The organism is Imperialibacter sp., from assembly GCF_040222815.1.
Classification (GTDB): Bacteria; Bacteroidota; Bacteroidia; order Cytophagales; family Cyclobacteriaceae; genus Imperialibacter.
This window is the reverse complement of sequence record NZ_JAVKCH010000026.1, coordinates 13,317-35,316: the sequence shown is the minus strand read 5'-3', so window position 1 is coordinate 35,316 and position 22,000 is coordinate 13,317. Positions and strand designations below refer to the sequence as shown.

The following is a 22,000-nucleotide window of genomic DNA, read 5'->3' as shown; positions in this document are numbered from 1 at the left end:
TCTATGGCAGAGCAGAAGCGAAACTTGCACTTGTTCGAAGGGTTTGGTGTGGAAATGGAGTATATGATCGTTTCCAGAAAGGAGTTGGATGTCCGGCCAATAGCTGACAAGCTTTTCAAGGAAGTGACCGGGGAGTTTGTTGCAGACGTATATCGGGGGCCCATTGCCTGGTCCAACGAATTGGTGTCTCACGTAATTGAGATAAAGACTAACGGGCCGGCAGCCACACTCAACGGCCTGGACAAGCCATTTCACGAAAACATCCAGGAAATCAACAGGCTTTTGGCACCTTTCGATGCCATGCTGCTACCCGGCGGTGCACACCCCTGGATGAATCCATTCAAGGAAACGGTTATCTGGCCGCACGAGAACAACGATATCTACGAGCTCTACAACCGCATCTTCGACTGCCGTGGCCACGGATGGAGCAACTTGCAAAGCACCCATATCAACCTGCCTTTTCAAGGTGATGATGAGTTTGCCAGGCTACATGCAGCCATAAGGATTTTGCTGCCCATTATTCCGGCATTGACAGCGTCTTCTCCCATATTGGACGGACGACTGACTGGTTTCACCGATGCGAGACTAGAGACCTACCGGCACAATCAGGAGAAAGTACCATCTATTGCTGGCAAAGTGGTGCCGGAGCAATTGTTTACTCAGGCAGAATACGACAAGCAAATCTTTCAGCGAATCAGAGGAGATATCAACAGCTACGACACCGACGGCATTTTGGATCAACATTTTCTGAATTCAAGAGGGGCTATCGCCAGGTTCGACCGTGGCGCCATTGAAATCCGGATTATAGACATTCAGGAATGCCCTGCAGCCGACATAGCTGTGCTGCAAGTCATTGTGGACCTGCTAAAGGAACTGGTGAACGAAACCCTTTGTAGCTTCGAAGAGCAAAAGACCTGGCATGAAGACGATTTGGCTGCCATTTTTTTGGGTGTTGTGAAAGAGGGGAGCAACTATACCATTGCCAATGGAGAATACCTGAAGCTTTTTGGGATGGAGCAAAAGGCCGTCACTGCTGCAAAATGTTGGGAGCATTTAGTCAACATTGCCGACAAAGACCAATCGAACGCTATCGTAAGAGCTATCATAGCAGAAGGAAACCTGTCGGAACGAATGATTAAGTACCTGGGAGCCAGCTTCGACCATGAGGCATTACAAAGCCTTTACAAAGAGCTGGCGACCTGTCTCGAAAACAACACAATGTTTTTGCCTTTCCCCAACAGATGAATAAAGTAAAATTCATACTGACCTGCGAGCACGGGGGGAACGAAATTCCCGAGGAGTATGAGTACTTGTTCAACAAAGCCCCGGAGGTGCTGAAGACCCACAGAGGCCTTGATATTGGTGCTTTGGCATTGTTTGACCAGATGAAAGCGATAAAGGCAAATAGTTCTCATTTCTCTACCACCTCAAGGCTGCTTGTGGAGCTTAACAGATCACGCAATCATAAGTCCTTGTTTTCTGAATACACCAAGCCGCTACAGAAAATAGTCAGGCGGCATATAGTGACCAAGTACTATACACCCTACCGAAACACCGTTTATGCTCAGATATACAAATGGGTAAGCAAGGGCAATAGGGTGGTGCATATTTCGGTGCACACCTTCACCCCAATATTCGAAGGCAAGGAAAGAAAGATTGACATCGGGCTGCTTTTTGACCCGAAAAAGAAACCTGAGAAAGAGCTTTGCGGTCAATGGAAGAGCGAAATGAAATCGCTCAGTGATAAATTTATAGTGAAGTTTAACGAGCCCTACCTGGGCAAATCCGATGGCTTTACCACATTTTTAAGGAAGGAATTTGACAGCTCTTCCTATACTGGGATCGAGCTGGAGGTCAATCAGAAGTTCTACATCGACGGTGGTCATCAATGGCCGGAGGATATGCTGAACCTGATTTTGAATAGCTACAAAGCAATGGTAAAGAAGGTTGGGTAAACTAGGCCAGAGCCTGAAGATAGGCAGCCAACTCTTCGTAATTTTTTTCTAAAGCATAATCTACAGGCAATTTTCCGCTTTCATCTGCGGCGTTGTGTCTGGCTCCCGCCGCAATCAACAATTTAACTATGTCAAGGCTTCCGTTGTGGCAGGCCGAATGGATAGGGCAAATACCTTTTTGCTGAGGCAGGTTGACGTTGGCCCCGGCCGCTATCAACAAGTTTACAATGGGCACATTTGAAATGGCGCAGGCGGAGTGAATTGGCGCCACCCGAAAGTCGTTGTTGGCAGCTATGTTCACATCAGCGCCAGTTTCTATCAGATACGCAGCCAGGTTTACGTGCCCAAAGAAGCAGGCAAGCCCAAGCGGCGTAAATCCATCAGCGGAAAAGGAGTTTAGTGCTACTGGTGTTTTGTCAAGATGTTCTTTTACGGTCTCTAATTCTCCAATGCAGCAGGCTTCATGAATTGTGACATTGCCGAGATACGACCTTATTGTTCTTACGGCTTCCAGGTTTCTGTAGTAGGCTGCAAACGTGATCAACGATACGCCCATGGAAGTGACGAGGTGGGCTTTTTCCGGGCTTTCCTTTAGCGCAACAGCTAACTGTTCATTAGCTCCGGAAGAAACAAGGTTTTGAATTTGATCGAGCGGCATGGCCTGAAGTTTGAGAGGTAATTGAACAGCGTTGGGTATCTAATTTTTTGCTTACACTTTATTTTTTGCATTGCGCACAACCGATTGATTCAATGCGTAGCTTTACGTCTCTATAGCTATTATTTGTCAATATATAAGAAAGTTGCCGCTGTTGAAAGGGTTTTCGACGGCCTGCAAAAAGAGATTAGCACCTTCCAGGCACAATCATCGTTAAAATGCCTTACTGGCTGCGGAAAGTGCTGTACCAAGTCAGACCTTTCAGCCACAATTCTTGAATTTCTCCCGTTGGCTTATCACCTCTACAAAACCGACAAAGCTGAGGAGATGCTCGCCAAAATGGATGAAAAAAGCGAATCGACAATTTGTCATTTGTTTAACCCGTTGGTAGTTGGTGCTGGGTCAGGCTTTTGCGGTAATTATAAGTACAGAGGCCTCATTTGCCGACTGTTTGGCTATGCCGCTTCCCGGGATAAAAATGGGCAAAAGACCCTGGTCACCTGCCAATTGATCAAAGCTGATCAGCAAGTGCAATATCAAGCAACGGTGGGAGCGATTAGCGACGGAACCATGGCTGTGCCAATGATGTCTGACTATCAGTCACAGCTGATGGGGATTGACTGGGAACTGGGCAGCAAGTTTTATCCTGTCAACACTGCCATTAGAAAGGCTGTTGAAATGGTTTTATTCTACTATCAGTTTAGGGGAAGGAGAGCAAGCTAGTGAGGCTGGTAGTATATAAGTAAAAAGGCCCGTAAAGGGCCTTTCTTATTACTGGATAGAGTCAGTCTGAACAATTTCGGTTGAATCCGATGCCAGCGTGCTATCGGCCGGTGAAATTTCCTCTACCATTACTGCAGAGGTTTCAAGGGTTGTAGAGTCTGCTGCAACTTCAGCGGTTTCCGTTTTGGTTGATTGACAAGAACTAATTGCAATGAAACTGGTCATAGCCAGCAACATAAGCGTCTTTTTCATATTAGGTTTTGATTTAGGACGCAAATGTATGAGTAAGTTATTTCACTTATAGCAATGTGGGAGATAATTATTTTTTAATCGATGTCGTCGTCGAATCCCTGATTGTAAGAAGGGTCGCTGGAAGAGTCATCTGCATCGTCAGCATCGTCGGCCCCTGCAACTTCATCCACGTCATCATCTCCTCCTGCATCGAACCCATCATCGTCGTCGTCGTCATTGGCAGCAGCCTTACTTTTCATCGATTCCAGGGGCACCTTAATTAGGTAGTTGGCTTCCTCAGTTTCTAGAGGTACAGCAAAATAAGTTTCATTTTGTGCGTTTGTGAGCCTGATCACATTGCCGGTAAACCCAGAAGGGTAGGCTTCTTGAAGCAGGTCCTTCATCGCCTGATCCAGCTTCTCATAACTTTTGATTACTCTCTTTTTGTCCATTTGAAATAAACAGTACGGGCTTTTGAATTTTGATGTAATTATAAATCGTTTACACCACTATTTGTCAAGCATTTTCGATAATTTTTTCGACAAGTAGCTTAAAATTTAAATTTAGGCATATTTTGCAGCCATGAACGAACAACGAGAGGCAGGTGGAAGGGCCTGGCAAATGGCCAAAGCCGGAAGCATGGACAGGCTGCTAAAGGTGGAAACGACGATAGCTGAGCCGGATGATAGCAGTGTGTTGGTTGCCGTTAAAGCGATAGGCCTAAATTTTGCTGACATTTTCGCCATGTTGGGTATTTATAGTGCCACCCCTAAAGGTACTTTCATACCCGGACTTGAGTTTTCAGGCGAAATACTTCGAGTGGGTAAAAATGTCACCAAATTCAAAACAGGCGACAGGGTAATGGGAGTGACACGCTTCGGTGCTTACACTACACACATTATACAATCTCCTGACTACCTCAGCCCAATTCCAAAAGGCTGGTCGTTCGAAGAAGGGGCAGCATACCTGGTGCAAGCTCTAACAGCCTACTATTCCTTGTTTTCTTTGGGTGGTATACAAAAAGGCTATAAGATTTTGATTCACAGTGCAGCCGGGGGCGTTGGCATACTGGCTAACCGTATCGCAAAAAAAATGGATGCGTACACTGTCGGAACGATTGGGTCAGCAGCAAAGAGGGAACTTCTCATGAAGGAAGGTTACGATGAGGTGCTGGTAAGAGACGAATCATTCGAAACTAAACTGGAAGCGACGGCGAAAGAGCGTCCGTTCAATATGGTGCTGGAGTGCATTGGAGGGAAGGTGTTGGATATGAGCTACAAAGCGATGGCAGCGCAGGGTAGGATGATCATTTATGGGTCAGCGCATTTCGCTGAAACGGGGAGCAAGCTAAATCCAATAAAGCTTGCTTTGAAGTTTTTGCGCAGGCCAAAAATAGACCCTCTCAAGCTTATCAGCGACAACAAGTCGGTAATGGGCTTCAATTTGATCTGGCTGTATGAGAAAAAGGAAATCTTGCAGTATTCTCTGGCTGAGCTCGAAAAATTGGAGATTGGTCCTCCAATGGTTGGTCATACCTTTGATTTCGATGATATGAAAGAAGCCATTGCCCTCTTTCAAAGTGGAAAAACAACAGGCAAGGTGGTCATAACCATAGCATAATGGAACTGGTAGTAGACATAGGTAATTCAGATGTGGTTTTTGGCTTGTTTACGGAGGAAGAACCCCGGCTTGTTTTCAGAACCCCATCACAACGTGATCTTCCAGCCTCTGAATATGAAAAGAGAATAAGGGCCTGGTTTCTCGAAAACGGACTTAGCTATTCCGACATTAGCGGAATAATAATTAGCAGTGTTGTTCCCAATCTCACACCGGTGATGGAGGAAGTGGTGGAAAGGTTGTTTTCTGTGCAGCCGCTGCTTGCCGGTCCGGCCATTTACAAGGGCCTTAGCCTGAAAATAAAGAACCCCTATGAGATAGGTTCTGACCTGGTAGCCAATGCTACCGCCGCCTTTACCTATCACCAGTCAGCGGCTATTGTCGTCGACTTTGGTACCGCCTTGTCATTCACTGTCGTTTCAGCAAAAGGAGAAATACTTGGGGTGAACATTGCACCAGGGATCAAGACCGCTATGAAGTCTCTTTTTCAGGAAACGGCACAGCTCCCGATTATTCCACTTGAGTACCCGACCACGTTTATTGGCAGGGACACCGTTCAGGCTATTCAGGCAGGCATCCTGGTAGGCTATGTGGGGTTGGTCAAAGAGGTAATCAATAAAATCAAAGAGCAGGAGCCTGCTGAATCATTTAAGGTGATTGCCACTGGTGGGTTATCATTGGTGCTGGAGCCACTGAAAGAGGTGTTTGACCAGACTGATCCTCACCTTACGCTAAAGGGGCTGCACCTGATGTATCAAAATCAAAAGGCCAGTTAGTTGCCACAGATTGATTCTATCGGCTTTATTGCTTCTTTCACGCCCAACCGGCTAGCTTTCAATAAGTCCTTGCAAGCCTCGTCCGTCTCGCCAGTTTTGCTCAGAGCAATTCCACGGTTGAAATAGGCGGTTCCGTAGTTGATGTCGATGGCGAGGTAGAGGTTATAGAACGAAATAGCGTCCTCATACTTGTCTTCCAGAAAAAGTGTGTTGGCCAGATGCAAATAGGCCTTTTCGGAGAACCCGGACAGGGATACTACCTGCAACAACTCATCTTCAGCTTTTTCCAGCAGTCCCACTTTTCCATAGCAAATAGCCCTGTTCATCAGCCAGTCAGGATTTGAAGGAACAAGCTCCAAAGCCCTTGAATAGTAATTTATCGCTTCGTCATATTGCTCTCTGTTGTGAGCATCAAACGCCATTTGCGCCAGCAGCGCCGGCACCATAATTCCCGTGATGATGTTCTCGTTTTCTTTCAGGTATTTCCTGGCCCTGACAGCGTCAAGTGTAAATAAGTTGATGAGCGCCGTTTGGTTGTCAGGATTCTTTACCAAAGCAGCTTCGTAGTCGGCAGTGGCCTGGGATTCCCTGCCCAGCTTCTGAAGCGTCAACCCACGGTTGACCAGGTAGTCGGACGCCCCGCCGGAAATACTCACAGCGCTGTCAAGGTCTTCTATTGCTTCTTGCTCCCGCTTGAGAGCTGCCAAAGCAAGACCTCGATAAAGGTAGTACTCCGCATTGAGTTGATTGTCAGTAGTGATGTTGACGTCGCCTGACGGAGAGTAGCGATAGAAGATTGCCTTTGTTTCTTCTGACGAACCATTGCTTGCAATCAAGCCGTTGAGTTGTTCAATGCAGTCTTCGTGAAGGTTGAGTTTGTAGAGACAAACAGCCCTGCGGAACAGGGCACCTTCAAAACCAGGTTGAAGATTGATGGCTTTTTCGTAAGCATAAAGTGCCCTGGCAAAATCATCTGTCGCTTCGTAGCTGCTCCCCTGGGAAAAATACACATCGGCTACTTGCGGATTATAGTGGAGAGAGGAATCAAAAGCAGACGTTGATTCAATAAAATAACCAGTTCGTTGAAGTTGCAGACCACTTTGATAGAATTTATTAGCAATTTCTAACGACTGTTTTCTATTTTGCACAGGATTGGTTTGAGCAGACGCTGATGTTAGCCGCAGAAAGGCGAGAATACATAGGGCGATATAATTGGTGCTACTCATAAACGACTCCTAAAATAATTTTTAAATTTAATAAATAGAGGCGTTTGCCGGGGTGTTTGTTATACCTCTAAAGTAGACAACGAAATCGTGAAGAAATTAAATTCAACTATATGAAAAGAAGACTACTATTAATGGGACTCGCTGGCCTGGTGTTGCTGGCGTCTTGCGGAAAGGACGACGAGCCAAGGGTTCCTGATCCGATTGAGGGCAAATGGTTGCTGTCAGAGTTTCAACTGACGAATGCACCAGTAGAGTTCACTTCCTGGGAGGGAGCAGTTCTTCCGTTGGGACAATTGGTTAGCTGGGAGAATTATCAGATTGAGTTTTTGGCTGATGCCACCTTTAAAAGACGAATATTTCTACCCGGTGCAGATTCAACAGACGACGGTGTATGGGTGAAGGATGGAGAAACTTTGACAATTACATCAAATGACTCTGGTGCCATTGAGGAAGAGTATAACATAGAAAGCGTTGATGAAGTAGAATTGATTTGGAGCGAAGCGGTTTCACTAAGACTGATCAAAGATGCTGTGGCTGACACGTTGACTCAGGCTTATGTTGACACGTTGACTGACGAAGAATTTGATGCGCTGTTTGTTCCAGTGAATATTACGCTTAACTACGTTTTTGCTAAATAAGAAATAGCTTTCTGGCGGATCGGATTAGGCTTGATGATGCCAAATTTTCGCCAGCTGAATGCATTTAGGATATAATGAGGGCGTGTTTCCAGCATGCCCTCATTTCTTTATCTCACAATCAGCTTCTTCCTGTGGAGCTCGGTTCCCGCTCTAACCTCCATAATAACCCCACCTCTCACTCCTGGAAGTTCCATCTTTTCCTGGAACGCCGTGCCTGACTTGAGCCATTGGCGAGAGACAATTTTTTGTCCCAGCACATTATATACAGTAGCACTCACTTGTCCAACGTATGTATTCGAGAAAGCGAGTGTAACAGCCCCATCCACAGCAGGGTTAGGGTAAATCGTCAATTCGGTGAGCTCTTCTTGGGGAACTGATGTAACGTCACGCACATATATCGTAATTTCTGCTTCGGAAACACACAGATCTCCTCCACTAGCCAATACTTTGTAAGTCGCCGTCTTCTTGGGATTGCCTACAACCGTTGGGCCGAGCGTTGTGGCCAGACTTCCCTCTGTAGACTCCCACTGGAAAATGGAGGCTCCGGTAGCACTTAGGGTAACGGACTCTCCGGGGTTCACAATGAGCTTATTTGTTTTCAGCTGCACTGAGGCATCCATCCCCACTTTTGGCACCATTTGGTGACTGAGTGTTAGTCCCCAGGAGGTGCTGAACGGGCTCCATTTGCCGTCGCTGTCTTTTTCCCAGGCAGTGGGTATCGCCACTTCCCCATCATTTGAGCTCTTCAGGGCCAGTGTGTCTCCTTGGCCGTAGTCGAGTTCTATCCCAACATGAAAGCCAACGCCGAAGAGTGGTACCCTTCGCCCAAACACAATATCGGTAGGTTTGTTCTGGGCAATGTTATCTGCGATTTCTCTAATCAGAATCTCCCGCTGTTCCAAAATGGCCCCGGGGCTACTCTGCGGTCCTCTGGCATTCCAAACCACAATACGAGCTGTGGCTTCGGCATCTGCAAAGACAGCTTTCCCAAAATGGATGGATACTCCGCTAAGGTTTTCATAGCCAGCTTTGTTCTCAAAAAACTCCGAGATTGCCGAGGTTCTGATACTGTTGTGTCCGGAAAGATAGCCCTTTGGATTGGAAAGTGGATTGTCCTTATAAATGGTTGGAAGTGGCTGCACGGTCGGTGTTGATATGCCAAAATTATCAAGCGTATTGCATACTCCCTCGCTGGAAACAATGATGTAGTTTTCCCTTGTTAGCGTATCGGCAATGCCATATTCGTTAGAAACGACGAGTTTTACGGAATAGCTACCCTCGGCGGTGTATTTAATAAAGGGATTTTTCTCGCTGGACAAGGTAGGAGTGCCTCCTTCAAAAATCCACGACCACTTTGTTGGGAAATTGGACGAGAGGTCCGTAAAACGGATGCTACCATCACGGAGTGAAAGCTGCTTGTCTGATGTGAAGTCAGGAACGGGCGCTTCTGCTACCAGCTCGCCGCAAACCTGGGAGTTGATCAACGACTTTCGCCTTGGGCTCAGTTCCATCACAGCCAAAATCCTGGTCTTCTGCCCTTTGGTGAAGATGTTCATACAGGCATCGTCAGAGTAGTCCATATAGTTCTGCACCATGTCGACTGAACCACATGAAGTTTTGCCTGCCGGGCACCCTCTGGTGGGTTCAGCAGCTTCGGGGGTGTCGGTCACAAAATCGTCCGAACCGCATGGCCCGTCGCCCCAAATATGCCTTAACCCCAGCCAATGTCCTACTTCATGTGTTAATGTCCTGCCTTTGTTGTATGGAGGCGACATCACCGAAAATGTGCCTTTTTCTGAAGACCCAAAGCTGGAGTACCTCACCACCACCCCGTCAGTCGAAGCCGATCCACCACTTGTTGGAAGGCCTGTCAGCTCTGAGTCGCTGGGGAACTGCGCATATCCCAGCAGTAGCTCACTTTCACCTTCAAAGTCAACCGTCCAGATATTAACATAGTCGTTGGGGTTCCAGATGGTATTTGGCTTGAGAAAACCCTCGATGTCGGTGCGAGTCCATGCGGCTTTGTTGCCATTGTATCTATGAATCCCCGCCTCAGCCAGTTCAGCACCGTTGGGGCCAAGCGATGCGAGGCAGAATTCAATTTCAATATCGGCACCTACCGGATTGTCATTGAAACCATTGGTGCCCGTCGCTCTTCTGAAATCTTCGTTCAGCACTTCAAGCTGGGAGGCCACTTGCGCTGCACTAATGTTCCGACCCTGCCCAACTTGCTCTCCATTGTGCACGACATGCACCACCACGGGAAGTGTGATAATACCTGCAAAGCCCCTGCCACTGGCTTGTTGCAATTCTATTTCCCTGGTTTTCTGCTGAATCCTGGTCTCAAAGTCAAGCCTGTTGCGCATATCAGCATATTTCAGCTGATTCAGGCTGTCCTGCTCCATCGTTTCGCAGGTTCGCATAGGAGGGTTGGGCTCAGTTTGCTGCTGAACCTGATACACATTGTCGGAAAACCCGGTAAGCAACAAGGCAATGCAAGCAACGATAGATATTGAAAACCTCATTTTGTTCTAGTCTTGGGTATTTACTGCCTGTAGTACGAAACGATAGCTGCCGCCATCAAAGAAAATTTCCATTGAGAGCCGGTCGTCTTTGAGGCTTTTTACAATAAAAGGAAGCCTGGCGTCTATCGACAGAATAGGTAAAATCATCTCCAGGGTGGCATTGGCATTGGAAAAAGCCCATATATCTGTTACTACAATATCGCCTTCGGTGTCATCACACTTCGTTGCACCATTCAGTACTTCAAATTTCTTTTCATCATTGGCGTAAAAGACATACCTGTCGTCAAAAACGCAGTCATTGTCCTGCACAGGAATATTTTGTGTAGGTGCACCATCCTCAAGAATGGAAATACCCGTTAACCTCCATGTTTTGGACACCTTGCCTGTAAGGAGTTGCGAGTAGGTGAATGGTTCGGGCTCAAATTGTTCCCGGCAAGAAGAGAACGCAAGCAGAAGCAAGCAGGAGATATATGCAGATAGTCGAATTTTTTTCATCGCCTATTGTCGTTTAAATGTTACCGTTTGAGGCTCAATGTCCTCTACATCCACAAACTCTATGGTAAGGGTGATCTCGCCAGTCAACGGATTGACAATACCTGACCCACGTATTGTTGCCTGGTCGTCTACCAGCGTTTGTTCCTCCTGTTCCGGTATGGTGAGCGTATTGTCGAAGTTGTCGTTAAAAATGAGGTTTCTTTCTGTGCTGGAATTGAAAATAGGCAAATTGATGTCCCAGTTGGAAAGAAAATACTCATTGCAATCGGCACTGGTTATGCGAATGTCTTCAATAGGCACGGTATTCGAAGGGCCGTATCCTGTGTAATAGCCGCCGAGAATACAGTCATCAAAAATCGTAAATGTGGATGTTCTGCCTATTTCGCTGTCGCCTTGTCCGATGGCTAAATCTACAGGAGAAACTCCCTCCAGGGTGAACACGATGTCCTGCGACTCCAGGATATTGTTGGCATTGTTAATCAAGCGTATGGTGATATAACCAAAGCTTTCGTTGGCCGGAATTTCCACAATGCCCTGTTCGCTTAACACTTCGTAGTCTATTCCCTCCCTGGCATCACCGGCAATGGAGTAGCTCATCTGTATTTTTTCACTTCTTTGTGGGCCTACCAGGTGTACCGAGAGTTCTATTTCCTCGCTATAGCTTTCCAGCTCTGAGGCAGTTTCCTCTGTGAAGCGAACATGATACGGGCCCTTGAAAATTAACCTCTCAGGCTCACAACCAGCCAAACAGCACAAAAAAGCGGCAGCGATCACCCATCTATATGTTTTCAATTTGCTCATAGGTATCAGTAGCCTGGGTTTTGTGCGCCCTGAAGCGCTGGGTTATACTGAATTTCTCTTAGTGGAATGGGCCACAATTCAAATTTGTCCTGCCAATTGGTGTTGAATGTTGTCATTACCACTTTTGCTCTGCCGGTTCTTACAAGGTCATACCAACGGTGACCTTCGTAGGCCAACTCATACAATCTTTCTCTCTCAATTACCTGAAGCACCTGTTCTTTAGAATTAGCCACCGCCGGCGCTCCATTGGCCCGGCTTCTCAACACATTAACATCTTCCAGCGCACTACCGCTCCCGAAGAGCTTGTTTTGCTGCGCCCTGGCCTCGGCCCTTATCAGGTACATTTCGCCCAGGCGGAAAACAATGATATTGTTGTTGTCTTCATCAGCCGTACCGTATTTGGCAACAGACCAGCCGTTGTCGACGCCACCCAATTCGGAAAGGTCAAATGAAATATTGCGGAACCGGTCACCTGCCTCATCATTGTTCAGGGCCACCACCGTTTGATTACTTGGTATGATTTCCCTTCTTCCCCGGAAGAGGTCGTTGAGTCCATAGTTGGCATCGGTGCCCGGATCGTCGTTTACCGTGTAGCCAACTTCAAGTATTGCCTCATCGGTAAAGTCGCTCAGAACAATGTCGCTATAGTCGTCGACAAGCGCATAGTTCTCGCTGTCGATGACCTGCGAAGTTAGCGCCTCAGCCTCGGCCCAGTTTTGCCGATACAAAGCAAGCCTGGCCCTTGCTGCCAGCACAGCGCTCTGGCTGACAAAGCCTGCATTCACCGGATCTTCAGGAAGGGCGTTGCCGGAGGCAGCTGTATAGTCTGCATCAATAAATGCCAGTAAATCCTCAACGCTTGACCTGGGCACGTTTCTGTTGGATTCCAGGTCCGAGGTGGTTGTGATAGGCATTGCTCCAAAAGTATACACGCCAACGAAGTAGGCGTAACCTCTCAGAAAACGTGCGGTGGCTGTGACTTCGTTTCGCTCGGCTTCAGTAACTCCCGGCACGCCCGGCAATTTTTCGAGAATGAAATTAGCCACGTATATGGTGCGGTAAATACTTCCCCACAGCGCAGCGGCTGAAGCATTGGTTGACGTAATCTGCTTGTTTGAGAACTCCCGGTACTGATTGAATGTGCCAATATGAATCAGCATGTCGGCAGTCATGTCTCCTGCAATGACCTTTGGCGCTGCAATGCCTCTGAAGGCACCATATAGACCGATCTCGACAGACGGCACATCTTTGGCCTCATTCAGCGCCAGGTCGTCTATCAAAAGAGCAACTGGCTCAGGGTCGAGGAAGTTGGTACACCCAAAACCTGTAACTAAGAACAATATGATCAATGCTGCTTTCTTCATTTTCTTTGCTCCTAAAATTTCACGTTAATTCCCAGCATCATTGTTTTTACCTGCGGCAAAGTAAAAAAGTCAATTCCTTGTGCTGTGGTAGAGCCATCAAGTGTACTTACCTCAGGATCGTTGCCCGTATAGTTTGTCCATGTAAACACGTTGGTGGCCGAGCCGTAGATTCTTATGCTTTGTGCCTTGATTTTCTCTACATACCTTACAGGAAGGTTATAACCGAGCGAAATATTTTTTACCCTGAGAAAGGAACCGTCTTCAAGAAACCTGTTGCTGTGCCAGTTATTCTGTGTGTTTCCTAGTTCGTACCGGGGAACGTCGGTGATGTCGCCGGGCTTTTGCCACCTGTCAAGGGCCTTTCGAACCTGATTGTTATTGATGTCTTCGCCCGAGTTCAGCAAGGCAGTGTTGCTAAAGTTGAGCAGCTTGTTTCCATAACTAAATTGTATGAAGACACTCAAATCGAATCCCCGGTAGGAGAGGTTGTTGGTTATTCCACCAACGAAGTGGGGCTGCGCTGTGCCAATCACTTTGCCGTCGTCGGGGCTGATTTGTCCATCTCCGTTGATGTCCTCATAAATGGCATCGCCGGTGGCAGGGTCAACGCCAAGAAAGTTGAGACCCCAAAAGGTGCCGAGGGGATACCCTGGCTTTACAATATTGGTATTTCCAGCCCCATTGGCAGTGTAGCCACGAAACAGGGGTAAGGTGTCGGCCAGCGATTTTACCAGGTTGTCGTTCTTGGCAATATTGAGGTTGGTCGACCAGCGAAAGTCGCCATCAAAGTTGATGCTGTTAACTGATAGCTCTACACCAAGGTTCGACACTTCTCCAATGTTTCCCTGAATGCTTCCAAAGCCTGTAGTAAGTGGTATTGGCTGGCTGAACAGGAGTTTGCTGGTCAGGTTGCTGTAGCCATCCACGCTTGTTTGCAGGCGGCCGCTGAAAAGGGAGAGGTCAATGCCAACATTGGCTTCACGGGTCACTTCCCACTGAAGGTCGGGGTTTTCCAGGTTGGCTGGAGCTGTGCCGGTCACTCCGTTGTACGTGGTGGAGGCGAAAGTACCCAGAAAGGCAAAGTCGCCTATTCTTTCGTTGCCGGTAAAGCCATAGCTACCACGCACTTTCAGGTCATCAACAATGGTGTTTTTAGGAAAAAAGGTTTCGTTGGTGATCCGGTAACCAGCCGACACCGAAGGGAAGAGACCAAATCGGTTGTTGGTGCCGAACCTGGAGGAGCCATCGTATCGAGTGGTGACGCTGGCAAAATATTTCTCTTTATAGTCGTAGCGAGCTTCTGCAAAGTAGGAGTTGAGTCCACTGTTGACCTTGTTTGAGCTTCCGGCATCCACTATGCCAGCAGAGGTGATGTAGGTAAAATCATCGCTCGGAAAAAGCCGACCCTGAACAAAGTTGGAAGTCTCCGTCCGCTGAAGAAACTCCGTGCCGGCCGTTGCATTGACAACGTGGTCGCCAAAAGTCTGATTGTAAGAAACAGTGTTGGTGTTGATGTAGGTAACGTAGGTGCCTGTGGAGTTGACGCCATAGCCCAGACCTCCCACCGATGCCAGAAAGCCACCGATAGCTGTGCTGGAGGGCTCAAATTGATCTTCGGCCACATCGTTATAATCTACACTGAATTTAGCCCTGGCCCTGAAGTGCTCATTGAACTGATACTCGCTGAATACACCAACAAGCACCTTGAGGGTATTCGTCTGAAACCTTGGCAGCACCGCCTGCCCTACAGGGTTGAAGTTGGGGAAGCCTGCATAGTTGGAATTTCCTGGCCCGATGATATTCCCTTTTTCGTCAAACGGAAAGTAGTAAGGAAGGCTCTTTACTGCGCCTGAATAAACACCATCAAGGAAGTTGTCACCTTTGATTCTGTCGTTCCTGGTCTTTGATATGGTGAGGTTGTTGCCAAACTTGAGTTTGTCTGTCACTTTGTGGTCGATGTTGAGCGTGCCGGCAAACCTTAAAAACTGGTTGTTCAAAATGACGCCTTCTTCTCCCCGGTAGTTAAAACTTGAGTAGAAGCTAGTCTGCTCATCGCCACCACTGATACTCATTTGGTACTGCTCCATGATCGCCTGGCGGGTCACCTGGTCAATCCAGTCGGTATTCACGGCATCCGTCACACCTTTAATAATCCCAGACTCGTCTGGATCTTGCCCCGCATTGGTGATGGCCTCCCGCTGAAGGGTCACCAGCTCTTCTGATGAAAGTAAGTCCAGCTTGTTGGTGAGGTCGATAACACCCCTTTGCACGTCAAAGGTCACCGAGGTTTTGGCACCTTTGCTTCCCCTTTTTGTGGTAATTAACACGACGCCGTTAGCTGCTCTGCTTCCATAAATGGCTTTGGCTGATGCATCTTTTAAGACTTGAAATGACTCTATGTCGTTAGGGTTGAGAGTAGAAAGTGCATTGTCGTTTTGCCCTCCAAAGCTTCTCAGGGCCAGTGCTCCGTCTTCTACAGGCACGCCATCTATTATAAACAACGGCCTGTTGGAGGCGGAAATGGAGGTGTTGCCTCTCACCCTCACTGTGATGCCGCCACCGGGCGTTCCCGATGATTGTGTCACCTGCACCCCGGCTGCCTTTCCCTGAAGGGCCTGATCTAAACTCACTACAGGAAGGTTTTTGATGTCATCGGCCGAAACAGACGCTATGGCGCCAATAATATCTCTTTTCTTTACATAGGAATAGCCTGTAACAATGACCTCGTTGAGCTGACGGGCGTCTTCTTCCAGCTTTACGTCAATTGTGGCTTCCACAGTCACGGGCATTTCCTTTGTCAGGTAGCCGATGTACGAAAACACAAGTACATCATTAGTGCCACCCACTTCAAGCCGGTAATTGCCTTCAATGTCGGTGATGGTTCCCGTGGTGGTTCCTTTGATATAGATATTCACCCCAGGAAGTGAGAAATTATCAATGTCGGTTACCTGGCCGGTAATGACTCTTGATTGGGCTTGTGAGCTGGTTGGGGCAACTAAAAGCAGTGTCAGACCAGAGAAAACCAAAAGTAGTAGATGCTTCATTCAATGCTTAACAGGTGTAAAACCAGGACCAAAGTACAAACCCCTCGAAATTAAATAAGTTTTAGAGTTTCCTCTATAATGGCATAAAACATTCTTGGATATTCAAACCCTCATTCAATAAACTCAATTTTACCTTTGATAATCAAGCAAAGCACTTGAAATAATGTGTATTTGATTTGATAGTAAACCCAATTACATTGCCTGCATCACCGTTGGCGCTCTAGCCGAACGGGAATTCGCACACTGTATATTGAAAAGGCTACTGTCTATATTTCTTCTGCTTTGTATTTCAGCTCCCTTTTGGCTGAACTACTCAATTTTCTATTGGAGCAGGATGAATATTCAGGCCGATGTGATCGGGAGAATTTTTGAGGGGCTGGGCGAGTCAGAACAAACGGTGCTTAGGTTATCCAAACAAGAAGCTGAAAAGGAGCTTGTTTGGGAGCACAGCAAAGAGTTTCGCTACAAAGGGCAATTCTATGATATCATCTCCGTGCAGGAATTGCCTGACTCGGTTTACTACACTTGCTATTGGGATAAAGAAGAAACTTTTATTACCGACGTCTTTGAGGGAATACTGTTTGAAGAATTGACGCACGATTTTCAGGATGATGCTACTGCCAGTCATCTTGTGGAAGTGATAAAGACGCCCTACAAACTGGATCAATTTAGCTGGTCAGCACTCGATAGGCTGCCTCAACCCGGAAAACACCAGCAAACCCAGCAAATTTATAATCCAAAAAATTTAAGCCCTCCGAGCCCACCACCCAAATCAGTTTGATTTCTGCATCTTAATCAAAGCCTGGCCTCTTCTGATGAATTGGTGCCAGCGCTTATTTGTGTTTCGACTAAACTGACTATCATAAGATGAGAAGATTGATACTGTCATGCTTGCTCACAAGCCTGGTGCTGGTGAGTTATGCGCAAATAATAACAATAAAAGACAAAGAAAATAATGAACCTTTGGAGCTGGTCACGCTCTACAGCGAAGTGCCAAGAGCCACTGCCATGACCAACTCGTCAGGAATGGTCGACATTTCTGATTTTGAAGGAGCTGATAAAATAGAAGTCAGGCTGGTGGGCTATAATCGCATTCTTAGCTCCTATGCAACGCTGGCTACAGGTGATCCGGTTTTGCTGATGCAGCAGTCCAATATTTCGCTGGACCAGGTCGTGGTTTCTGCCAGCAAATGGAGCCAGTCGACAAGAGACGTACCAGTGCACATTGCGACTATCACGCCCAAGGATGCTGCCCTTCTCAACCCTCAAACCGCAGCTGATTTGCTTGGGTCTTCCGGTCAGGTTTTTATTCAAAAAAGCCAGCAGGGTGGAGGCAGTCCAATGATTCGGGGCTTTGCCACCAACCGCCTTTTGCTCACAGTGGACGGCGTACGCATGAATACCGCCATTTTCAGAGGAGGAAACTTGCAAAACGTTATTTCGCTGGATCCCTTTGCTACAGAAAACACGGAGGTATTCTTTGGACCCGGGTCGGTGATATATGGAAGTGACGCCATTGGTGGTGTGATGAGTTTCACAACGCTCACCCCGCACCTTAGCCTTACTGACGAAACGCTGACTAAGGGAAGTGCTGCCACCAGGTTTTCGTCTGCCAATAGTGAGAAAACTGCCCATTTGGATTTCAATGTTGGCTGGAAAAAATGGTCGTCGGTGACCAGCTTTTCTTACAACGACTATGGCGATCTTCGAATGGGAACCAAGGGCCCCGACGGCTATCTCAGGCCTTTTTATGTGCAGCGAATCGATAGTGTCGACCGGGTGGTAACCAACGACAATCCGCTCGTGCAACGGCCTAGTGGCTACCAGCAAACCAACATGATGCAGAAGGTGCGTTTTGTGCCAAATAAACGATGGGACATCGTTTATGTATTTCACTATTCGGAAACTTCTGACTACGCTCGTTACGACAGGCACATCCGTTATAGAAATGGCTTGCCAAGGTACGGGGAATGGTCGTACGGACCGCAGAAGTGGATGATGAACAACCTGACTTCTTCCTACAGCAGCAAAACGGGGGTGTTCGACCAGGTCACGCTGAGGCTGGCACATCAGTTGTTCGAAGAAAGCCGGATTGACAGACCCATTAATGGCTCAACCCGAGCCATCCGCATTGAAAAAGTAAATGCCTATTCTGCCAATCTCGACTTCTCCAAGTCACTTGTTGCAGGGCAGAAGCTTTACTATGGGTTGGAGATGATTTACGACAAAGTGGACTCCGAAGGCATTGATGAGGATAATTCGACAGGAGAAAAGGTGGTAGGCCCTGCCAGGTACCCACAGTCCGATTGGTCGTCGTATGCAGCTTATGCTACTTACCAGAATAGATTGAGTAACCTGCTCTTAGTGCAGGCGGGTGCCCGCTTCAATAGCTTTGGTCTGAATGCCACCTTCGATAATTCATTTTACCCATTTCCGTTTTCCACCGCTGATTTGAACAATGGTGCCTTGACCGGCAGTGCAGGCGTGGTGCTGACGCCGGGGGAGAAGCTGTCAATCAGTGCCAACCTTTCCACCGGTTTCCGTTCTCCGAATGTGGACGATGTGGGAAAGGTGTTCGACTCAGAGCCTGGTGCGGTGGTAGTGCCTAATCCTGACCTTGAAGCCGAATACGCTTACAATGCTGAGATTGGTGTTGCTAAAGTAGTTGGAGATTTCCTCAAGTTGGATGCCACCGCCTTCTTCACAGTGCTTTCGAATGCCCTCGTGCGCAGGGACTTTACGCTAAATGGTCTTGATAGCATTGTGTACGACGGCGAGCTGAGCCAGGTGCAGGCTATTCAGAATGCTGCCAGGGCAACGGTTTATGGTTTTCAGGCGGGTCTTGAAGTCAAATTGCCTGATGGATTCACACTGTCGTCCCGCTACAATGTTCAAGTGGGGGAAGAGGAGCTAGATGACGGATCGAAAAGCCCTTCCAGGCATGCTGCACCAGCTTTTGGCGCTAGTCATTTTATGTATGGTGTGAAAAACCTGAAGCTGGATTTTTACGCTCAATACAGTGGGGGTGTTGGCTTTGCCGACATGCCTGAGGAGGAAAAAGGAAAGACGGAGATTTATGCGGCAGATAAGGAAGGAAACCCTTATTCACCATCGTGGTATACACTTAACTTTAAAGTGAGCCAGAAAATATCCGATGATATTATCATTTCCGGTGGTGTCGAAAACCTGACCGACCAACGCTATAAGCCCTATTCTTCAGGAATGGCTGGTGCTGGGAGAAATTTCATTATTTCGCTCAGGACAAGTTTTTAAGTTATCAACTGGTTAGCCTGAAGCTGTCTTGCGTTGTCAATCATCAGACGCTTCAGGCTTTTCTTTTTCTGCCGCATCTTAGTCAGCGCAAATTACCTTGGTTGCGGAATATTGCTTTAATTTGCACCTTTTAAAACACAGGTTGGGCTCATGGCTGAAAACACGGAAGAAAAGAAAGAATCGATCAACTTTATTCATCAAATCATTGAGGAAGATAACAAAACGGGAAAGTTTGCCGGTAAAGTGCATACCCGTTTTCCTCCGGAGCCCAATGGTTACCTGCATATTGGCCATGCCAAGTCTATTTGCCTTAATTTTGGCACTGCCAAAAAATACAATGGGCTTTGTAACCTGAGGTTTGACGATACGAATCCTACCAAGGAGAGCGACGAGTATGTAAACTCCATCATGGAGGACGTAAAATGGCTAGGCTTCGATTGGGAAGAAAGGCGCTATCATGCTTCCGACTACTTTGATCAACTTTACGAATACGCACAGCAGCTAATAAAGAAAGGCAAAGCCTATGTGGATAGCCTTTCCTCTGAGGATTTTGCTAAAAACTACAAAGGCACGCCGACAAAAGCTGGCAAGAACAGTCCATTCAGAGACAGATCGGTGGAAGAAAACCTGGACTTGTTCGACAGAATGCGCAAGGGTGAGTTTGCCGATGGTGCGCATGTAGTGAGGGCAAAAATAGACATGGCGCACCCGAACATGCACATGCGTGACCCGTCGATGTATCGCATCAAACATGCCCACCACCACCGCACGGGCGACAAATGGCATATCTACCCCATGTACGACTTTGCACATGGCCTTTCGGATAGCATTGAGGGCATCACACATTCCTTGTGTACACTTGAGTTTGAGGTGCACAGACCGCTGTACGATTGGTTCATTGACGAGCTGGGTGTTTACCATCCACAGCAAATAGAATTTGCCAGGCTTAACCTCAATTATACAGTGATGAGCAAGCGCAAGCTGCTTGAACTGGTGGAGGAGGGGTATGTAGACGGGTGGAATGATCCCCGGCTTCCAACGATATCGGGCTTGAGAAGAAGAGGATATACGCCTTCATCTATTCGCACCTTTGCTGACAGGATTGGTGTGGCCAAAAGGGATAATATCATTGACGTAGGCCTGCTCGAATGGAGTGTACGGGAAGACCTCAACAAAATCGCTCCAAGAAAAATGGGTGTTTTACGGCCTTTGAAGGTGATTATCACTAATTACCCAGAGGACAAAGAAGAATTAATGGATGCCACCAACAATCCCGAGGATCCGGATGGTGGAACGAGGAAAGTGCCGTTTTCAAGAGAGATATACATTGAACAGTCGGACTTTATGGAAGACCCACCGAAGAAGTTTTTCAGGATGGGGCCAGGTCGGGAAGTGAGGCTGAAATATGCGTATATCATCGAGTGTGTTGATTTCAAGAAAGACCCTGCCACCGGAGAAATTCTGGAGGTGTACTGTACTTACGATCCACTAACCAAAAGTGGTGAAGACCAAACAGGTAAAAAAGTGAAAAGCACCCTCAGCTGGGTGTCGGCTAAGCATGCCTACAGAACAGAAGTTCGTTTGTACGACCGTTTGTTCAATGTAGAAGACCCTTCCGATGTAGAGGAAGGAGAGGACTGGAAAAAGAACATCAACCCGGGTTCGCTTGAGATCATTGAAGCTGCTGCGCTGGAGCCATCGCTCGCAGAGGCTGAAGCAGGTGTTGGTTACCAATTCGAGAGACAAGGATACTTTACCGTTGACACCAAATACTCAACACCTGATAAACTGGCGTTCAATCGAACCGTAACGCTCAAAGACGATTGGGCCAAGATTCAGCAGGCAGGCAACTAGGCGTACAAACGAAACGATTATAACGAGCCCTTTTCGAAAGACAAGGGCTTTTTTGTTGAGTATGTTTCTTTTGGGGTGGAAAAGCTGAATTTTTCTATTAAACCAGCAGCCCCTGTTGATAGCTCTGAGTAAGTACTGTCATCGTCAATAAAGACATTTTGTCATCATTTTATTCAAAACTACCTCCAATTAAGACATAATGTCTGTTTTTTTTGATGTTTTCTGGCTTTTCTCTGGGCTGGCATTTCTCTTGTATAGTTGAAATCAAAGATGTTCAACTAAAAACTTAAAAGAGATATGAAACTGATTAGAAGAAACAACAACTTGTTCCCAGAATTTCCAAGCGTATTTGACAGCTTCCTTGGGAGGGATTTGTTTGACTTTGAAAATGGACTGGTGAACTCACCTGGTGCAAGCGTGCCTGCGGTGAATGTGAAGGAGACTGAAGAAGGTTTTGATGTCGAAGTGGCGGCGCCTGGCTTCAACAAGAAAGACTTTCACGTTGAAGTCAATAACAATCTGTTGACGATTTCATCTGAAAAAGAGATGAAAAATGAGGAAAAGGACGAAAAGGGCCGCTACACAAGAAGGGAGTTCGGCTACAGCTCATTCAAAAGAAGCTTTACACTCCCTGAAAATGTGGTAAACACAGAAAAAATTGAGGCCACTTACGAAAATGGCATACTTCATGTTAGTATACCTAAGCGTGAGGAGGCCAAACCAAGGCCCGTAAGGCAAATTGCGATTGCTTAAATATTATTGACATAATTGAATGGAAAGCAGGCTGTCATTGGTGGCCTGCTTTTTTTATTGGCAAGGCCTA

Annotated in this window: 19 protein-coding genes; 10 read left to right on the top strand and 9 right to left on the bottom strand. The window is 47.1% G+C overall.

The window, feature by feature from the left end; all coding sequences use genetic code 11:
• Positions 1 to 3 precede the first annotated feature (3 nt).
• Both RIF36_RS13895 and RIF36_RS13890 read left to right on the top strand, forming a co-directional pair.
• Positions 4 to 1,245, top strand: a complete 1,242-nt coding sequence (locus tag RIF36_RS13895) for a carboxylate-amine ligase (RefSeq protein ID WP_350122180.1) — start codon at positions 4 to 6, stop codon at positions 1,243 to 1,245.
• Complete coding sequence (locus RIF36_RS13890; protein ID WP_350122178.1) at positions 1,242 to 1,955, top strand: N-formylglutamate amidohydrolase; 714 nt, start codon at positions 1,242 to 1,244, stop codon at positions 1,953 to 1,955. Before RIF36_RS13895 ends, RIF36_RS13890 begins: the two co-directional genes overlap by 4 nt.
• Before the next feature lies 1 nt (position 1,956).
• Here RIF36_RS13890 and RIF36_RS13885 read toward each other — a convergent pair whose 3' ends face one another.
• On the bottom strand, positions 1,957 to 2,613 hold the full coding sequence (locus tag RIF36_RS13885; protein ID WP_350122176.1) for an ankyrin repeat domain-containing protein: 657 nt from the start codon (positions 2,611 to 2,613) through the stop codon (positions 1,957 to 1,959).
• A 123-nt stretch (positions 2,614 to 2,736) separates the two neighbouring features.
• Between RIF36_RS13885 and RIF36_RS13880 the strand changes: the two genes are divergently transcribed.
• A complete protein-coding gene (locus tag RIF36_RS13880) occupies positions 2,737 to 3,333 on the top strand; it encodes a YkgJ family cysteine cluster protein (RefSeq protein WP_350122174.1) in 597 nt (198 codons plus the stop codon).
• Between the two features lie 48 nt (positions 3,334 to 3,381).
• Here the strand turns inward: RIF36_RS13880 and RIF36_RS13875 are convergent, their stop codons facing one another.
• Positions 3,382 to 3,585 (bottom strand): hypothetical protein, encoded by a 204-nt coding sequence (locus RIF36_RS13875; protein ID WP_350122172.1) that lies wholly within the window; start codon positions 3,583 to 3,585, stop codon positions 3,382 to 3,384.
• 74 nt (positions 3,586 to 3,659) lie between these two features.
• A complete protein-coding gene (locus tag RIF36_RS13870) occupies positions 3,660 to 4,016 on the bottom strand; it encodes a hypothetical protein (protein WP_350122170.1) in 357 nt (118 codons plus the stop codon).
• A gap of 130 nt (positions 4,017 to 4,146) precedes the next feature.
• Between RIF36_RS13870 and RIF36_RS13865 the strand changes: the two genes are divergently transcribed.
• Positions 4,147 to 5,184, top strand: coding sequence for a zinc-binding dehydrogenase (locus tag RIF36_RS13865; protein ID WP_350122168.1), 1,038 nt, complete (start codon positions 4,147 to 4,149; stop codon positions 5,182 to 5,184).
• Positions 5,184 to 5,957 (top strand): type III pantothenate kinase, encoded by a 774-nt coding sequence (locus RIF36_RS13860; protein ID WP_350122166.1) that lies wholly within the window; start codon positions 5,184 to 5,186, stop codon positions 5,955 to 5,957. The genes RIF36_RS13865 and RIF36_RS13860 overlap by 1 nt, the downstream gene beginning before the upstream one ends.
• Here RIF36_RS13860 and RIF36_RS13855 read toward each other — a convergent pair.
• Positions 5,954 to 7,105, bottom strand: coding sequence for a tetratricopeptide repeat protein (locus tag RIF36_RS13855; protein ID WP_350122164.1), 1,152 nt, complete (start codon positions 7,103 to 7,105; stop codon positions 5,954 to 5,956). The genes RIF36_RS13860 and RIF36_RS13855 overlap by 4 nt on opposite strands.
• A gap of 188 nt (positions 7,106 to 7,293) precedes the next feature.
• On the opposite strand from RIF36_RS13855, the gene RIF36_RS13850 reads away from it, so the two are divergent.
• Positions 7,294 to 7,821, top strand: a complete 528-nt coding sequence (locus RIF36_RS13850; RefSeq protein ID WP_151996796.1) for a hypothetical protein — start codon at positions 7,294 to 7,296, stop codon at positions 7,819 to 7,821.
• A 107-nt stretch (positions 7,822 to 7,928) separates the two neighbouring features.
• Here the strand turns inward: RIF36_RS13850 and RIF36_RS13845 are convergent, their stop codons facing one another.
• Genes RIF36_RS13845 through RIF36_RS13825 form a run of 5 tightly spaced genes read right to left on the bottom strand, consistent with a single transcriptional unit; the run spans position 7,929 to position 16,050 of the window.
• Positions 7,929 to 10,346 carry a M43 family zinc metalloprotease gene (locus RIF36_RS13845; RefSeq protein WP_350122162.1) on the bottom strand — a complete coding sequence of 806 codons (2,418 nt, stop codon included), beginning with the start codon at positions 10,344 to 10,346 and terminating at the stop codon, positions 7,929 to 7,931.
• Between the two features lie 6 nt (positions 10,347 to 10,352).
• Positions 10,353 to 10,841, bottom strand: a complete 489-nt coding sequence (locus RIF36_RS13840; protein WP_151996794.1) for a hypothetical protein — start codon at positions 10,839 to 10,841, stop codon at positions 10,353 to 10,355.
• 3 nt (positions 10,842 to 10,844) lie between these two features.
• The gene (locus tag RIF36_RS13835) at positions 10,845 to 11,642 is read right to left on the bottom strand and encodes a hypothetical protein (RefSeq protein WP_350122160.1); all 798 of its coding nucleotides are present in this window, start codon (positions 11,640 to 11,642) and stop codon (positions 10,845 to 10,847) included.
• 5 nt (positions 11,643 to 11,647) lie between these two features.
• Entirely contained in the window at positions 11,648 to 13,006 is a 1,359-nt protein-coding gene (locus RIF36_RS13830) for a RagB/SusD family nutrient uptake outer membrane protein (RefSeq protein WP_350122158.1), read from the bottom strand.
• 11 nt (positions 13,007 to 13,017) lie between these two features.
• Positions 13,018 to 16,050 (bottom strand): SusC/RagA family TonB-linked outer membrane protein, encoded by a 3,033-nt coding sequence (locus RIF36_RS13825; RefSeq protein WP_350122156.1) that lies wholly within the window; start codon positions 16,048 to 16,050, stop codon positions 13,018 to 13,020.
• 334 nt (positions 16,051 to 16,384) lie between these two features.
• Between RIF36_RS13825 and RIF36_RS13820 the strand changes: the two genes are divergently transcribed.
• The 4 genes from RIF36_RS13820 (at position 16,385) to RIF36_RS13805 (ending at position 21,930) form a co-directional block, all read left to right on the top strand.
• Positions 16,385 to 16,831: a hypothetical protein gene (locus tag RIF36_RS13820; RefSeq protein WP_350122154.1), complete on the top strand. Its 447-nt coding sequence runs from the start codon at positions 16,385 to 16,387 to the stop codon at positions 16,829 to 16,831.
• Positions 16,832 to 16,917: 86 nt separating this feature from the next.
• The gene (locus RIF36_RS13815) at positions 16,918 to 19,323 is read left to right on the top strand and encodes a TonB-dependent receptor (RefSeq protein ID WP_350122152.1); all 2,406 of its coding nucleotides are present in this window, start codon (positions 16,918 to 16,920) and stop codon (positions 19,321 to 19,323) included.
• A gap of 150 nt (positions 19,324 to 19,473) precedes the next feature.
• A complete protein-coding gene (locus RIF36_RS13810; protein WP_350122150.1) occupies positions 19,474 to 21,177 on the top strand; it encodes a glutamine--tRNA ligase/YqeY domain fusion protein in 1,704 nt (567 codons plus the stop codon).
• A 297-nt stretch (positions 21,178 to 21,474) separates the two neighbouring features.
• The gene (locus tag RIF36_RS13805) at positions 21,475 to 21,930 is read left to right on the top strand and encodes an Hsp20/alpha crystallin family protein (protein WP_350073834.1); all 456 of its coding nucleotides are present in this window, start codon (positions 21,475 to 21,477) and stop codon (positions 21,928 to 21,930) included.
• Positions 21,931 to 22,000 lie beyond the last annotated feature (70 nt).